Annotated in this window: 11 protein-coding genes; 8 read left to right on the plus strand and 3 right to left on the minus strand. The window is 38.6% G+C overall.

The genetic code is table 11. The features are described 5' to 3' along the window. Positions 1 to 86 precede the first annotated feature (86 nt). Positions 87 to 1,985: a menaquinone biosynthesis decarboxylase gene (locus tag V9G42_10365; protein ID MEI2759817.1), complete on the plus strand. Its 1,899-nt coding sequence runs from the start codon at positions 87 to 89 to the stop codon at positions 1,983 to 1,985. On the opposite strand, the gene V9G42_10370 is transcribed toward V9G42_10365, so the two are convergent. After that, a complete protein-coding gene (locus tag V9G42_10370) occupies positions 1,986 to 8,483 on the minus strand; it encodes a PKD domain-containing protein (protein MEI2759818.1) in 6,498 nt (2,165 codons plus the stop codon). Between the two features lie 435 nt (positions 8,484 to 8,918). Between V9G42_10370 and V9G42_10375 the strand changes: the two genes are divergently transcribed. From V9G42_10375 to pcaF, 6 genes are all read left to right on the plus strand, one after another. Continuing rightward, on the plus strand, positions 8,919 to 9,122 hold the full coding sequence (locus V9G42_10375) for a fructose-6-phosphate aldolase (protein ID MEI2759819.1): 204 nt from the start codon (positions 8,919 to 8,921) through the stop codon (positions 9,120 to 9,122). Continuing rightward, positions 9,119 to 9,787, plus strand: coding sequence for an ATP-binding cassette domain-containing protein (locus V9G42_10380; protein ID MEI2759820.1), 669 nt, complete (start codon positions 9,119 to 9,121; stop codon positions 9,785 to 9,787). The genes V9G42_10375 and V9G42_10380 overlap by 4 nt, the downstream gene beginning before the upstream one ends. A gap of 64 nt (positions 9,788 to 9,851) precedes the next feature. Further along, positions 9,852 to 10,475, plus strand: a complete 624-nt coding sequence (locus V9G42_10385; protein MEI2759821.1) for an outer membrane beta-barrel protein — start codon at positions 9,852 to 9,854, stop codon at positions 10,473 to 10,475. Positions 10,476 to 10,551: 76 nt separating this feature from the next. Next, positions 10,552 to 12,036 carry a choice-of-anchor Q domain-containing protein gene (locus V9G42_10390; GenBank protein MEI2759822.1) on the plus strand — a complete coding sequence of 495 codons (1,485 nt, stop codon included), beginning with the start codon at positions 10,552 to 10,554 and terminating at the stop codon, positions 12,034 to 12,036. A gap of 65 nt (positions 12,037 to 12,101) precedes the next feature. Further along, positions 12,102 to 12,524, plus strand: a complete 423-nt coding sequence (gene paaI / locus V9G42_10395; protein ID MEI2759823.1) for a hydroxyphenylacetyl-CoA thioesterase PaaI — start codon at positions 12,102 to 12,104, stop codon at positions 12,522 to 12,524. Between the two features lie 2 nt (positions 12,525 to 12,526). Further along, positions 12,527 to 13,732, plus strand: coding sequence for a 3-oxoadipyl-CoA thiolase (gene pcaF / locus V9G42_10400; protein MEI2759824.1), 1,206 nt, complete (start codon positions 12,527 to 12,529; stop codon positions 13,730 to 13,732). 5 nt (positions 13,733 to 13,737) lie between these two features. Here the strand turns inward: pcaF and plsY are convergent, their stop codons facing one another. Beyond that, a complete protein-coding gene (gene plsY / locus V9G42_10405) occupies positions 13,738 to 14,373 on the minus strand; it encodes a glycerol-3-phosphate 1-O-acyltransferase PlsY (GenBank protein MEI2759825.1) in 636 nt (211 codons plus the stop codon). A gap of 76 nt (positions 14,374 to 14,449) precedes the next feature. Beyond that, on the minus strand, positions 14,450 to 15,517 hold the full coding sequence (locus tag V9G42_10410; protein MEI2759826.1) for an RluA family pseudouridine synthase: 1,068 nt from the start codon (positions 15,515 to 15,517) through the stop codon (positions 14,450 to 14,452). 293 nt (positions 15,518 to 15,810) lie between these two features. Between V9G42_10410 and V9G42_10415 the strand changes: the two genes are divergently transcribed. Beyond that, positions 15,811 to 16,674 (plus strand): sigma-70 family RNA polymerase sigma factor, encoded by an 864-nt coding sequence (locus tag V9G42_10415; protein ID MEI2759827.1) that lies wholly within the window; start codon positions 15,811 to 15,813, stop codon positions 16,672 to 16,674. The last annotated feature ends 92 nt before the right edge of the window (positions 16,675 to 16,766 follow it).

A 16,766-nucleotide genomic window follows, 5' to 3' on the forward strand; every position in this document is an offset into this window, starting at 1 on the left:
CCAGCAAACCTTAACTTCTGTAGTTTTCAATTGCCGATTAAATCATTCATTGTTGTTAGTTTTGCAATTCATATACATTGTTTTTCATGGCATATAAAAGTTTAGCACATTTTATTCAGGTTTTGGAGCAAAGTGGCGAATTAGTCCGGATAAAGGAATATGTTAACCCACATCTGGAAATAACAGAAGTCACCGACCGCATCTCAAAGCAATACGGACCTGCATTATTATTTGAAAATACAGGTTATGATTTTCCATTGCTCATCAACAGCATGGGCACTGAAAAGAGAATGGCCATGGCATTGGGTGTTGCAAATCTCGATGATGTTGCAAAAGAAATTGAGCTGTTATTTAAAAACATGACTGCTCCCAAAAGCAGTTTTATTGATAAATTAAAAATGCTGCCACAACTTAGTAACATAGCTTCATGGATGCCAAAAGTTATTTCAGGTCGTGGAGATTGTCAGCAGGTGGTGATGAAAGAAATTGACATTACACGATTCCCTGTGTTGAAATGCTGGCCTGAAGATGGTGGTCCTTTCCTTACACTCCCTGTCATTCAAACTAAGGATTTGCATACAGGCATTCGTAATGTCGGTTTATACCGAATGCAGGTTTTTGGAAAGGATATGACTGCAATGCATTGGCATAGACATAAAGTGAGTGCCCGACATTTTAATGAATATAAAAAGGCAAATCAAAGAATGCCCGTAGTAGTTACACTTGGTGGCGACCCTGCCTATTCATATTGTGCCACAGCACCATTGCCCGATGGGGTTGATGAATTTTTACTGGCAGGATTTATCCGCAAAAAAAGTGTTTCATTAGTTCAATGCCTGACTCAGGACATGCAGGTTCCTGCTGATGCCGACATAGTAATTGAAGGTTATATTGACCCTAATGAAGAGTTAATTTTAGAAGGCCCTTTTGGAGATCATACAGGATATTATTCGTTGGCGGACTATTATCCGAAATTCCATATAACCTGTATTACACATAAAAAAGATGCCATATATCCTGCAACAATAGTAGGTATTCCGCCACAGGAAGATGCCTGGATAGGAAAAGCCACAGAGAGAATTTTTCTTGCTCCTATTAAAATGACCATGGTTCCTGAAATTGTGGATATGGTGCTACCGGTTGAAGGCGTTTTTCATAATCTGGTTATTGTAAAAATAAAAAAAGACTATCCAGGGCAAGCACTGAAGGTAATGAATGCATTATGGGGAGCCGGGCAAATGATGTTTACTAAAATGATGATTGTAGTTGATGGTGATGTGAATATTCATAACAATGAGGAAGTAGCTAAATACATATCAGAAAACACCAATCCTTCAACAGATTTCACGTTCAGCTCTGGGCCAACAGATGTTTTAGACCACTCCTGCTCTACTATGGCTTTTGGAGGAAAATTAGGTATTGATGCTACCAAAAAATTTGCAGAAGAATTATTTGATACAAAACCTTTTGTGGCCTCTACAGCGAACATACCCGGCATTGACGAAGTAAAAAAGATCATGCCTGAGATAAATGGCTTAAACGCAACATTATTTAATAAAAACATTTCTGTTGTTTTTGTATCAATAGAAAAAAGTCGAAAAAATCATGTGAAAGAAGCAGCTAAGTCACTCCTGACGATTCCTTTTTTTACTTCAGTAAAAACAATTATATTTTTAGAACACACGCTCAACATTAATGATATTGCAGACAATGTATGGCGTTTCTCCAACAATGTTGATCCGAAAAGAGATTACTTTTTTATTGAACATTCAAACGGAACCACAATTATTTTTGATGGTACAAGAAAAACAAAAGCTTACGATGGCTTTCAGCGCGACTGGCCAAATATCCTTGCCTCAGAGGCAGCTACAATTGAAAGAATAGATACCGTATGGAATAAATTAGGGTTAGGAAAATTTATTCCTTCTCCTTCTCTTAAATATGCCAAACAACTTTATAAAGGCGGTGCTGTAGCCGAAGAATAATTATCTTAATAAAGTTACATGCCCAACCATTTTATGATATTTGCCAAATACATCTTTAGCAACAACGGTATAGACATAAACATCCTGCTTGGCTGCTGTTGATTTACCTTTTACTCTGCCATCCCATCCTTTATTATCGCCTTCAAAAATCAACTCACCCCAACGATCGTGTATTAACAGTGTGTAATCAAGAATATTTATCCCTTTAATGTCAAACTCTTCATTGGTGCCATCGTTATTAGGAGTAAATGCATTAGGAATATAAAAGGTTGTTATTGGTGCAATATAAACTTTATCATAAGCAGAGTCACGACAACCGAATGAATTCACTACAATCTGACTAACATTATACCACCCTGTATCACCATAGGCATGTGTTGGCGAATAATTACCGGAAGTATGTCCATCACCAAAAGTCCAATCCCATGAAACAGCACCTGCACTTTGGTTGATAAAATTAATTACAGGATTTAAAATATTTGTCTCATGCGGATCAGGGGTAAAGCCTGCAACTGGATTTGGGTAAACCGTTACTGCATTGTAAGCAGTATCAGTATTTACACAACCAAATTGAGATGTAACTGTAAGCACAACATTGTAAACTCCGGTTTGCACATAAGTGTTTAATGGATTCTGAACAGAGTCAGTATTGCCATCACCAAAACTCCAGTCCCAGTTTACAATACTTCCGTCTGGTGACTGTGAGTAGTCATAAAACTGAACAGGCAAAGGTCCGCATCCTGCATGATTTGAATATTGAAACTGTGCAACAGGATTCTGATGTATCACAACAGTTGCCTGTGTAGAATCAATACATCCCTGATCGGAAGTAGCAATTAATGTAACTGTATAGTTTCCTGCTGGAGTAAATGTATGTTCAGGATTTGTTACCTGACTTGAACTGCTGTCTCCAAAAAGCCATTGATATCCGTTGATAGTACCTGATGATATTGTACTGCTATTGGTAAAACTTACAGGTGCACCTTCACAACCCGGACCACCTGTAAAAGCAGCCATCGGATTTGGATATGCATCAATAAAGGTTGTATCATTAGAAATACAACCATTGCTATTTGTAGTTTGTAGTGTCACCATGTAGTTGCCTGCCGTTGCATAACTATGCACAGGTGACTGGATTGAAGAAAAACTACCGTCACCAAAACTCCATTGCCAGTTTGTAGTTGAAATGCCTGAAGTGTCAGAAGCATCAATCATACTAACAGGAATATTAATACAATTATTTGTCAATGCTATTTGTGGTTGAGGTAATGCAAATACTTCTACAGTATCAGTGTATAAATCACTACATCCATGATTGGAAGTTACTCTCAGATCAACAGGATAGATTCCGTTTGAAGCATAGGTATGTAAAGGGTTTTTACTTTGAGAAGATACACCATCGCCAAAATCCCAATCCCATGCAACGATAGTTCCATTTGCAACAGATGACTGATCATTAAATGTAGTCTGTATATTTTTACAGACATTGTTAGCTGCAAACTTTGCATCAGGAATATTGTGTACTGTAACTTGTTGTGTTAAGGAATCTGCACAACCTGAAGCTGAAACAGCAACTAACGATACATTGTATGTTCCTGCTAATGGATACTGATAAGAGGTATTAGCAGAAGTATCAGTAGTACCATCGCCAAAGCTCCAGTAGAAACTATTGATACTGCCTGAAGGAATGCCTGAGAGATTCACAAACTGTGTTGGGCTGCCAAAACATAATGGTGATGCAGTAAATTGCAGTAGTGGTAATGGATTAACATTAACCTGATTATTAAAGACTGCAGAGCATCCATCTGTACCTGTCACAGTCACTGTGTATGTCCCCTGTGAAGCAACTGTAATGGATGCTGTTGTAGCTCCTGTTGACCATAAATAGGTCGAACCTGCATTACCGGCATTAAGTGTAGTTGTCTGACCTGAACAAATTGCAACATTAACAGCACTATTTATCAGCGAGTCACTAACTGTTACAATTGCCTCATCATAAGCAGTACAACCATTGGCAGCAATCACAATTACGCCATAGTTTCCTGCTGTTGAAACCTGAATAGATTGTGTTGTTTCACCATTTGGAATCCATTGAAAGGCTGAGCCTGCATTTCCTGCATCTAATGTCGCATTGTAGCCAATACAAACAAAAGTATCAGTTAAATTCACGATTGGGCGAGGCAATACGGTAACAATCATCGTATCCATTGCTTTACAACCGTTAATATCGGTCACTTCAACAGTGTAGGAAGCAGTAGTTGCCGGATTAACCGTAATGGTGGCAGTAGTGTCACCTGTCGGAAACCAGAGGTAAGAAACTCCACCACTTGCTGAAAAAGATATAGCCTGATTCTGACAAATATTTCTGTTAGGGCCGGCATTTGCCAATGGCAAAGAATTTACGGTTACAAATACTGAATCGGATGCTGTACATCCATTGGGTGCTGTCACCACTACAGAATACATTGTGCTATTTGCCGGTGAAACTGTTAACGCAGACGATGTTTGCGAAGTTGGCGTCCATAAATAGGTGCCACCACCGGTTGCTGTTAATGTAGTTGAACCACCTTTGCAGATACTTTTATTTACACCTGCGTCTGCTGTTGGAGGTAATAACACTGTTACAACAACACTGTCTGTTGCAGCACAATTATTACTGTCAGTAACACTTACATAATAGGTCTGTGTTGTCAGAGGTGTCAGTGCTAATACATTTGAATTTGAAGCAACAGGTGTCCAATTATAGGTTAACCCACCACTTGCTGTAAGAACAACCTGATTCCCTAAACAAACCGATTGATTGATACCGGCATCTGCCATAGATAATGCATGAATTGTAATTGGCTTAATAATAGTATCAGAACATTGATGTACTGTCTGAACAATCAACTGAACATTATAAACTCCTGGCGATTGATAAGTCATTGACGGACTTTGTACGTTAGAAACATTACCGTTACCAAAGTTCCAAGCCCATGAACTGATATTATTTCCATTTACTGTTGACTGGTTATTAAAATTAGTTTGCTGATTAAGGCATACAGCAGGTGCCGTAAACTGAGCCACAGGTTTTGGATATACAGTGATTTGCTGAATCAGACTATCCACACATCCGCCAGATGAGTTTACAGTCAGTGCAACCTGATAATTTCCTGATGAAGTGTATGTATGAGAAGGTGTCGAGGCCGAAGAAGTTGTGCCATCACCAAAATTCCAATGATAGGTGTTGATACTTCCATTTGACACAGAAGAACTGTTTTGGAATTGAATAGCACTGCCAGGGCATGTATTAGCGCCAGTAAATGCCACAACAGGTTTTGGAAAAATAGTAATGGGCTGTGAAGTAGAATCCATACAACCCGCTGCAGAAGTAACTACAAGGCTTATGTTGTAAGTTCCTATATTCACAAAATTATGTGTTGGATTCTGAGCTTGTGACACTATGCTATCGCCAAAGTTCCATTGCCAGTTTGAAATAGTTCCAACGCTTATTGTACTGCTATCAGAAAACTGAATGGTTTGATTTATACAAGCATCATTAATTGCAATAGCAGCCGAAGGCAATGGGTTAACCTGAACGGTACTTACTATTGTGGCTGTACATCCGTTAAGGTTTGTGATAGTAACTGAATACTGACCACTGCCCGACACAATAATAGTTTGTGTTGTTGCTCCTGTTGACCAAAGAAAACTGTTGCCCGGATTGCCAGCATCCAATGTTGCAGTAAGTCCCTGACACATCGAAATATTTGCCTGGTTGTTGGTAATTGAGCCTCCGGGCGTTACCAATACTGTATCCGTTGAAGAGCACCCAAAACTATTTGTCACCGTTACTGCGTAGTTGCCAGGTGCGGTAACATCAATTGTTTGTGTTGTATCACCTGTTGACCATAAATATGTTGAACCTGTATTTCCTGCATCAATAGTTGTGAAACTTCCGGCACAAACAAATGTTGTCGGAATATTTACGATAGGTATTGCATTCACAACTAAATTTACTTGAGCATTTGCAGTACATCCATTTGCATCAGTAACAGTAACGGTATAAACTGATGATGCATTAGGATTTACATTTATTACTGAACCTGTCAACCCAACAGGATTCCATGAGTAACTTACGCCTCCTGAAGCAGAAAGCGTTGCAGTATCACCAAAACAGATTGATTGTGGTGGTGAAACAACTACCGCAGGCAATTGATTTATGTTTACAAGAACAGAGTCAACAGCAACACATCCATTAACATCAGTAACTGTAACTGTATAGGTAGTGGATTGTGCAGGACTAACGTTAATCGGGTTGGTATTTTGTCCATTACTCCATTGATAAGCTAATCCTCCGCTGGCAGTTATTGTCACTGACTGACCAAGACAAATTACAGCATCAACACCGGCATTAACAACAGGAGGTGGCGATATGGTAATATTTTGAACATAGGTGCTGACGCAACCGTTGGCTGATGTTACTGTTAATGTAACCGGATGAACACCTGGAGTATTAAAGCTGACAATAGGGTTTTGTAAGTTTGAAGTATCCGTACCCCCGAAATTCCATAAATAAGAAATAATATTTCCTGTTGATGTATTGCTAAGTAGAAAGCTATCGCCAATACATGTTGGGCCTGTAAATGTAAATGCTGCAATTGGAGCAGGCTCTATTGTCACCGAATCGTTGGCTGTGCCCGTACATCCAAACATATCTGTTATGGTAACACTTACATAATAGGTCCCTGAATCGGAATAAACAATTGATGGATTTTGTTGTGTTGAAGTTTGTCCATTACCTAAATTCCAATTCCAGTTTATAACACTGTCCAACGTATTATTGGTCAATGTAACTGCTGTGCCTGCACAACCCGGCAACAACGTAAATACCGGAACTGGTAGTGGATTTATTGTTACAGGCTGAATAATGGTGTCTATACAACCAAAATTGGTAGTTACAACCAACATAACATTATATGTGCCTACACTATCATAAGTGTGCGTAGGATTTTGATCAGTAGTTGTATTTCCATCACCAAAATCCCAAAACCAATTTATAATACTACTACCTGAAACTGTTGACTGATCTGTAAAAGTTATTGCTTCATTCAAACAAGCAGGCGAAGCAGAAAAATTAGCCGTAGGGAAAGAGATATATTGTATTACAACAGTATCCGTAGCAGAGCACATGCCATCACTGACTGTTACTATATAAGTGCCCGGCCCTACAGTTTGTGTTGGATTGGTAAATCCATTACTCCATTGGTAAGTATATGGCCCTCCGGTTCCACCGGAAGCTGTTGCCGTAACCGTTGCAAGGTCACTGCAAGTAATAAACTGATCAGGACCTGCATTTACACTAACCCCTACAACTGTTAAACAATAGGAATAAATCTGACTACCCAGCCATGGGCAATTATCATCTGTAACTTTTATTGTGAAGCAACGTGGCGCTCCGCTGATATCTGAATCTGTGGGTGTCCAGCAGAAAGTACCCGTTGGATGTGGAGTTCCTGCTGTTGTAAATGTTGCTGAGGTCACAGAACTGTCATACTCAACAGTTAGATTCTGCCCTGCATCAGGGTCATTAGAATAAACATTAAAACAATAGGGCTGATTGGCACAGATAGTGTCAGAAAACTGATTGGTGCCATTTATTCCTGATAAAGTAGGCAGGGTATTGTTACAATTGATTACTGTTACCTGAATATCTCGCTCAACAGTGCCGATTAACACACCATTTCTGTACTCTTTAACTAATACAGCCATTACTGTTATGTCAAGTTGTGTGGGTGTCATGCAAATATCTCCTGTTGAGGTATTGAAGCTTACCGGAGGATTTGACGTTAACGGATTCGATGCACTAAATGGTGCAATATAACTTACATCTGTAGAATCATTTTGTTTGGGTGTAATCAGCTCATAAACTAACGAATCGCCATCTGCATCTGATGCACCATGATTAAAACACAATTCCTGACCCAGACATGCAAAAGGAACCGGCTTGTTACTGAAAACCGGTGAAGTATTACAAGGAGAAATCGTATTGTTTAAAGTAGCATAGATATAGAAAGTATTTGTCAATGGGTTTGTAATGGTATTGATTGCAGCATTTCTACAACATAGCTCATAACTAAAAGTCCAGTCCGTACACTGTGCCGGCAGTGTCACCACTCTTTCATAAACCCACTCCTGAATGCCGGTAAACACCCCACCTTTGCAGGTTGATAAAGCATTAGGGCAAAGTGGTGTTATTTCCTGCCCGGTTCCGGGAACAGGAAAAAGTGTGCGGGTAAAGCGCTGCCCACATGATGCAGAGCTTATGGTAACATTCACATTGTTCGGGGCATTGATTCCAATACAATCCCGATAAAAAGCCACCCTGATTTTATAATTATTTCCACCTACACATTCGTAGGTAAGGTCGGCACCCATGCTGTGTGTAGCCATACTTTTGTAGTGCATACCGGCAGCTATCAGCAAGGTAAGAAAAATGTTGAGTAAATTCTTGCGCATAGGCAACAGATTTTGATGTTGTGTCAATAAACTTCTGGCACTTTTTTATTGTTACCATCAAAATTATTTCCCCTTAAAAGTGACCGCTCATGAAAAAGGTATGTATTGTAGTTTTGTAAGAAAATCTTAATTTCCTATCAATAAATCACCTCAGAAAAATTCTTTGCATAGAGCAAAAATTACTATTAACAGAATAGGTCATCCGGAACCTGATGTAAGAGTCTAATATTAAACCTATAAAATCATTTAAAAAGGTAATTATATCTATGCTTCTTCATAAAAATTACACCTCTCAACAAATTTCTTAAACTTTTAACAAAGCTGTTTTAGAATTTCAACAACATACCGGCTATTTGTTTTCTTGAACAAATGAAAGTGCATAATTACTTTGATTATATAAATCTTCAAGTAATACGACTATATACATTTGCCATAATGTATCTTCTTAAAATCAAAGGCACAGCCAAAATTCCGGATTATGTTCAAATGCGCGATGATAACTTTACACTCATTGCCTATTTCAGAGCAGACAGACCGGAGAAAGCCATTGCCAAAGCCGGACTTTCGGATAAAGAAGAATATCTTTTAAAAATAATTGCCGAAATCCCATTCGGTAAGGTTCAAAAAATAGACTTATGACGGACACCATTGTTTCACTTCAGGAAGCTAACATTTACGTTAAAAAAAATCTGATTCTCACAGGTGTCAACCTGCATGTTCAGAAAAATGAATTCGTTTATCTTATTGGTAAAACTGGTAGCGGAAAGAGTTCGTTGCTCCGTGTTTTATTTGGTGACATTAAATTAAATCAGGGACAAGGCAATGTTGCAGGATTCAGTCTCAATAAGCTTAAGAATAAAGAAATCCCGTTTTTAAGAAGAAAATTAGGCATCGTATTTCAGGATTTTCAATTATTAGGTGACCGCACTGCAAAAGACAACTTACTATTTGTTTTAAAAGCCACAGGTTGGACCAACAAACAAAAAACTGACGACAGGATAAATGAAGTTCTGCAAAAAGTGGGCTTAGGCACTAAAGGATTCAAAATGCCACATGAACTTTCAGGAGGAGAACAACAGCGTTTAGCCATTGCACGTGCATTACTTAACGAACCCGAACTCATTCTTGCTGATGAACCATCGGGTAACCTCGACCCTGAAACAAGTAATGAAATTATGAACTTATTTTTTGAACTCAGTAAGTCGCGATGTTCAGTAATAATGGCTACACATAATTATTCCTTGATTGAGCGTTTTCCTGCTAGAATTATTAAATTAGAAACAGGAAAAGTTTTAGAAAGTTAACAACTTATTTCCCTTTAATATCATCAGATTAATAAGATTTTTATATTTTTATCGTTTAAATCTTATGACTTCAAAAAGAATTCTTTTGTTGACGGCCGCACTTCTGAGTAGCATGGCATCATTTGCACAGTTTGCATTCAATCCTCAGGTAGGTTTGTCTGTTGCAAAACTTAGAAACCTGGAAAGCGATGAATCTACCAAAGCACGTGTGGGATGGCATGCCGGTGCCGATTTCAGAATTGGAAGACGGTTTTATGTTCAACCCGGAATCTATTATTGGCAAACCTCCACAGCCTTCATCAATGATTCTTTAAATATTCAAACCGATCTTCAACGCAGTGATATTAAACTTAATGCTCGTCTTGGACTGAATCTTCTTGATGATGAAAATGCAAAAATCAGATTCAGTCTTGGGCCTTCTTATAATGTTTTAGTTTCAAAAAGTGCCAAGAGCGATGACCTGGACAAAGTATCTCTTGGAGAACTTGAAGACAATTTCAATAATGGTGTTTTTAATTTTGATGCAGGTCTTGGAGTTGATTTCTGGATAATAACTTTTGATTTAGGTTATAGTATCGGACTTTCTGATGCACTTGATAACACCGCATATTACAAGTCTGAAGCACGATACGGTACATTTTATTTTAATGTTGGACTTGTTATCGGAAATGCTACTTCTAGTAAATAACTTGCCGGTATTTAACTGAGCTAATTTCATAAAGATACTTTTCAAATTCTGTACAAATTATTGAGCCAAACAAAACATGCATAAAAACAACTTTTTCAGATTTTTTTTATTACAATTATTTGTTGTTCTTATTGCCTGCAGGAAAGATCAGTTGTTGACCGATGCTTCTGCCAAACTCAATTTTTCTGAAGACACGGTTTTATTCGATACCGTTTTTGCATCAATAGGAAGTACCACGCAATACCTTTTGGTTTACAACAATCATAATCGACCTATAAAAATTTCTTCCATCAGACTTGCAGGTGGCACAAGCTCTCCATTTAGAATGAATGTTGATGGTGTAGCTGCCAACAGTCTTAACGACATTGAAATACGTGCCAAGGATAGTCTTTGGATTTTTATTGAAGTAACTATTGATCCTACAAGTGACAAAACACCATTTATTGTTACAGACTCTATAATCTTTGAAACCAATGGAAATATACAGGATGTAGATTTGGTGGCTTATGGAAAAAATGCTCACTTCATCACACCAAAACATGCCATTACATTTTCTGATGGCAGCGGACTACCCTACTCCATCATTGGCGAAGGTTCGCCTTGTGGAACTGTTATTGAATGGGACAGTTTATTACCCTATGTTGTTTATGGCTATGCTGTGGTTGATAGTTGTCTTACACTAAAGATTAATGCCGGAACAAAAGTTTACTTCTACAACAATTCAGGTTTATGGGTTTACAGGTATGGCAATCTACAAGTTGATGGCACTTTGGAACATCCGGTGTTGTTTACCAGTTCGCGCCTGGAAAATTCCTACAGCGAGGTCCCCAATCAGTGGGACAGAATCTGGATTAACGAAGGTGGTGTCAATACAATCAATCATGCCATCATTAAAAATGGTTTGTATGGTGTGCAAGCCGAAGATGTACAGTATGACGGCACCATCGGTGATGCACCTACACAATTGAACATCTACAACAGTGTTATTCGAAATATGACTGTGGGTTTGCTGGCACGAAGTTTTCAAATTACAGCCTATAACAACATTATCAGCGACTGTAAAAGTTACGGTGCTGTTTTTTCGCAAGGCGGTAATTATACCTTAAAACAAAATACCATTGCCAATTATTGGCGCTACTCGCAGCGCAGCACGCCTGCATTTTTTATGAATGATTTTGTGAATGATGGCACTGCCAATGTTCACATTCCGCTAAGCATCACCGTTGACAATTGTATTATTTATGGCAATAACGACAATGAAATTGAAAAAGATTTGCTCGACAGTCTGGCAGATACTTACAGTTTCAGAAATTGCCTGATAAAGGTTGACGAAAAAGTGACTCCTGTGAGTGTAATACCTGCTTTTATCAATACATTTAAAAATCAGGATCCGCAGTTTGAAGATTATGCCAAGTATGATTTCAGATTAAAAGATACGTCTCCTGCCATTGATGCCGGTGATGGTGCCTTGCTGACAGTTCCTGAACTCAACACAGACATTGACGGAAATATCAGACCGCAAGGTGCTGCCCCTGATATTGGTGCATTGGAAAAAAAATAGGCCCTTGCTTTTTTCACTATATTACTCGTTTTTGTACCTTGTTACCATTCATTATCTTTGCCCACATGGAGAATCATAAACATGCTCAAAAAGTTGTTAACCACATGATGGAACATGACCGTTTCAGTCAGTGGTTAGGCATTAAATGTTTGGTTATGGAAGCCGGAAAAAGTATCATTCAAATGCAGGTGCGTGAAGAAATGCTCAATGGCTTCGGCTTAATACATGGTGGCATTGCATTTTCTTTAGCCGACAGTGCCCTGGCTTTTGCTTCCAATGCCTATGGTAGGTTATCTGTGGCTTTAGAATGTTCTATTTCCTACCCTGCTCCGGTAAACAATGGCGACACACTCACTGCAACAGCAGAAGAGCTTTCATTGACCAATCGCATTGGAGTCTATCAAATTACTATCAGCAATCAGCAAGGTGTCAAAGTAGCTTTTTTCAAAGGCACTGTTTATCGTACCAGCAAAGAATATTTTAAATAAAAATGAAACAAGCTTATATAGTTGATGGCATTCGTACACCAGTGGGTAACTATGGTGGCGCATTGTCTTCAGTACGTCCTGATGATATGGCATCACTGGTGATTAAAGAGCTAATGACAAGAAATGCCAGTTTGTCTCCAGAAAAAATTGAAGATGTAATTTTAGGCTGTGCCAACCAAGCCGGAGAAGACAACCGTGATGTGGCTCGTATGGCTGTTTTACTTGCAGGGCTACCGGTGACGGTACCTGGCGAAACTGTGAATCGTTTATGTGCCTCTGGCATGTCGGCAGTAATTAGTGCTGCCCGTGCTATTCGCACAGACGACACCTCTTGTATGATTGCCGGTGGAGTTGAAAGTATGAGCAGAGCACCGTTTGTCATGTCAAAATCTTCGGCAGCCTTTGCACGCGATGTACAACTTTTTGATACCAGTATCGGATGGCGTTTTGTGAATCCTCGCATGAAAGAAATGTTTGGCACCGACTCCATGGGAGAAACAGCAGAAAATGTAGCAGTGCAATATAACATCAACAGAAAAGATCAGGATCTTTTTGCCTTACACTCTCAACAAAAAGCAACTAAGGCAAATAGCCAGGGAAGGTTTAATCAAGAAATAACACCTGTACTCATTCCCCGAAAAAAAGGTGATCCTTTACTCGTTTCAAATGATGAGTTTATTAAACCTGATACCACCATTGAAGTTCTTTCAAAGCTAAAAGCTGCTTTCAGAAAAGAGGGAAGTGTGACTGCTGGCAATGCATCAGGTGTGAATGATGGGGCGTGTGCACTTTTGATTACCAACGAAGAAACACTTAAATCATCAGAACTTAAACCCATGGTGCGCATAGTGTCATCGGCAGTGGCCGGAGTTGAACCCCGTATTATGGGCATAGGCCCTGTTCCTGCTGCCAATGCTGCTCTGAAAAAAGCCGGACTTACCTGGAATCAAATTGATATAATTGAATTAAACGAAGCTTTTGCAGCACAGTCGTTGGCCTGCATCCGTGAGTGGAAACTTGATGATAAGGATGAAAGAATAAATCCGAATGGAGGCGCCATTGCTTTAGGTCATCCGTTAGGAATGTCGGGAGCGCGAATAATTCTAACAGCAGCCCATCAGCTAATACTAACGAAAAAGAAATATGCACTCTGCACCATGTGTATTGGTGTAGGACAGGGCTATGCAGTAATTATTGAAAGGTGTTAAAATCTCTAGTGCTTTCGTCTGAAAAGGTAAACCCGGTTCTCTGTTCTTTTAAGAATACGCTCAATATTTTTTTGATGTGTAATTAACACCAGTATTGGAACTGCAATTGCAAAAACATTCATACTCGTTACTGTTTCATTTAGCCACCACATAACAATAAATGGAAAAGAAACAGCAGCAGCCATAGAGCCTAATGAAACATAGCCTGTTGTTAAAAAGAAAAGTAAAAAAACGCCCATACATATTACTGCTGCAGGTGGATTGACACCCCATAGAATTCCGAGTAATGTAGCTACTCCTTTACCACCTCTGAATCCTGCAAAGACAGGAAAAATATGTCCTAATAAAGCTGCCGCACCAAGTGTAAGTTTAAAGTTAATAAACTGTTGTGTTGCAGGCATATATTCCCCAAAATAAGTAGCTAATTGTACTGCTATCCAGCCTTTGGCAATATCCATCAATAATACAGGCACTCCCGCTTTGGGGCCTAACACACGAAATGTATTTGTTGCACCGGCATTACCGCTTCCGTACTCGCGAACATCAGTATTGAAAAAAACCTTTCCTATCCAAACAGCAGATGGAATGGAGCCAAACATGTAGGCTGCTAATAAAAGAGTAATGTTTTCGGCATTAATCATTCAACAAAAATCACGCATAAAGATTTGACGCAAATATATTCTTTCTGAAAATAATGAACCTTTGATGTCATGTCTTTCATCCGTCACGATGTGACGATGATGTATAATTGCGCCATTTTTCCAACAAATTCAGAAAATTCTCCGGCAGATCTGCTTCAAAAAATTTTCTCTCTCCATTTACTGGATGCATAAAACCGAGTGACTGTGCATGTAGTGCCTGATAGGGCATCAGTTCAAAACAATTATGTATAAATGATTTATATTTATTTTCTGTTGTGCCTTTTAAAATCTTATCGCCACCATATTCAAAATCACCAAACAAAGGATGACCAATATGTTGCATGTGTACTCGAATCTGATGTGTTCTCCCTGTTTCTAATTTAAGTTTTAACAAAGTAACATATCCAAACCGTTCTATAACCTCATAGTGCGTTTTTGCATACTTGCCATGACTGCCATCAGGAAATACATCCATAACTTTTCTGTTGATTTTATTCCTACCCACATGGCCTTCTATTTCGCCTTTATCTAGTTTTAAATCTCCCCATGCCAATGCAATATAGTTTCTGCTGATGGTGCGTTCATAAAACTGCAAAGCCAGATAATTAAGTGTATCCTCATCTTTTGCAACTACCAGCAACCCCGATGTGTTTTTATCAATACGGTGTGCCATGCCTGGTTTAAAAACATCTTTTGGCAAAGCCTGACCTTTTAATTCAGGATAAAAATGCCCGGCCATTGCATTGGACAAAGTTCCGGTATAATTACCATAAGCAGGATGAACAACCATGCCAGCCGGTTTATTTACTACTACAATATATTTGTCTTCATACACAATATTCAAAGGAATATCTTCGCATAACAATTCAATTTCACGAACCGGATAAGGTAATACAACTCTGATTATATCTCCGGGTTTAACCTTATAATTTGCCTTTGTAGGTAGATTATTTACCAAAATACTTCCATTATCAATGGCTACCTGCAATCTGTTGCGTGTAACATTTGCCATTCTAGAGGTAAGAAACTTATCTATTCTCACCTGCTCTTGCCCACTATCCACTATTATGCGGTGATGCTCAAAGAGTTCGTCCTGCTCCAGATGCTCTGATGCATTTCCTTCTTGTTCTAATTCAGTTCTCATTCACTGCAAATTTAAAAAACATGTGCAAAAAGACTTTTTTTTCTTATTTCATTACATAATTTTTTCATCAGAATTTTGTCATTACTTTTTTCCACAAAATCCTGTTTTTCAGAGGTATTGTCAAAGTTTTTGATTTAAAACAATTGCACTTATTCTTTTTACTTCTCATTGTTTATGAAAGATTAATTGAAAATATACTGCTTTTCATACAAATACCTTTTCATAGTGCTGTAACTGTTGCAGTGCAGTTGCGTTTCACTATTCATAATTATTTTCAGGAGAACAATTAAACTATGCGTCAGTTAAAAATTACAAAACAAGTTACCAACCGCGAGACCTATTCTTTAGACAAATACCTGAGTGAGATTGGTAAGTTGCCATTACTGACATCGGAAGAAGAAGTAAAGTATGCCAGAAAAATTAAAGAGGGCGACCAACATGCTTTAGAAATGTTGACAAAATCGAACCTTCGTTTTGTGGTTTCTGTTGCCAAACAATATCAGAATCAGGGTATAACACTTGGTGATTTGATAAATGAAGGTAATCTTGGTCTAATAAAAGCTGCTTATCGCTTTGATGAAACCCGTGGGTTTAAATTCATTTCGTATGCGGTTTGGTGGATTCGCCAAAGCATTTTACAAGCTATTTCCGAACAGGCACGTATTGTCAGGCTTCCTGTAAATAAATTAGGTTTTATCAATAAGATAAATAAAACATACGCACAGCTTGAGCAAGATTTCGAAAGAGAACCTTCAAACGAGGAAATTGCAAACGTACTTCATGCCAACATTGATGAAATAAACGATACCCTTCGTTCGGCAGGAAAACATATTTCTATGGATGCACCACTCTTGCAGGGAGAGGATGGCAATATGCTTGATTTAATTCCTACAGAAGATGGACAAAGCCCGGAAGTTTCATTGATGAGCGAATCACTTAAAAGAGAAATTGAACGTGCACTAACAACCTTAACCCCCCGCGAAGCTGATGTCATCAGACTGTATTTTGGGCTAACACCCGAACCTGCAATGACTCTTGAAGAAATTGGAGAAAGATTTGAACTTACACGCGAAAGAGTACGGCAAATAAAAGAGAAAGCTATTCGCAGATTGAAACATACCTCCAGAAGTAAAATTCTGAAGGCTTATTTAGGATGATTTTTTCATTGTATATGGTTAATGACGGTATTCTTTAATTAGGGTACCGTTTTTTGTTTTATGATTTTATTTATTTTGGCTGCGAAAAAATT

It is taken from the genome of Bacteroidia bacterium (genome assembly GCA_037045145.1).
Classification (GTDB): domain Bacteria; phylum Bacteroidota; class Bacteroidia; order AKYH767-A; family OLB10; genus OLB10.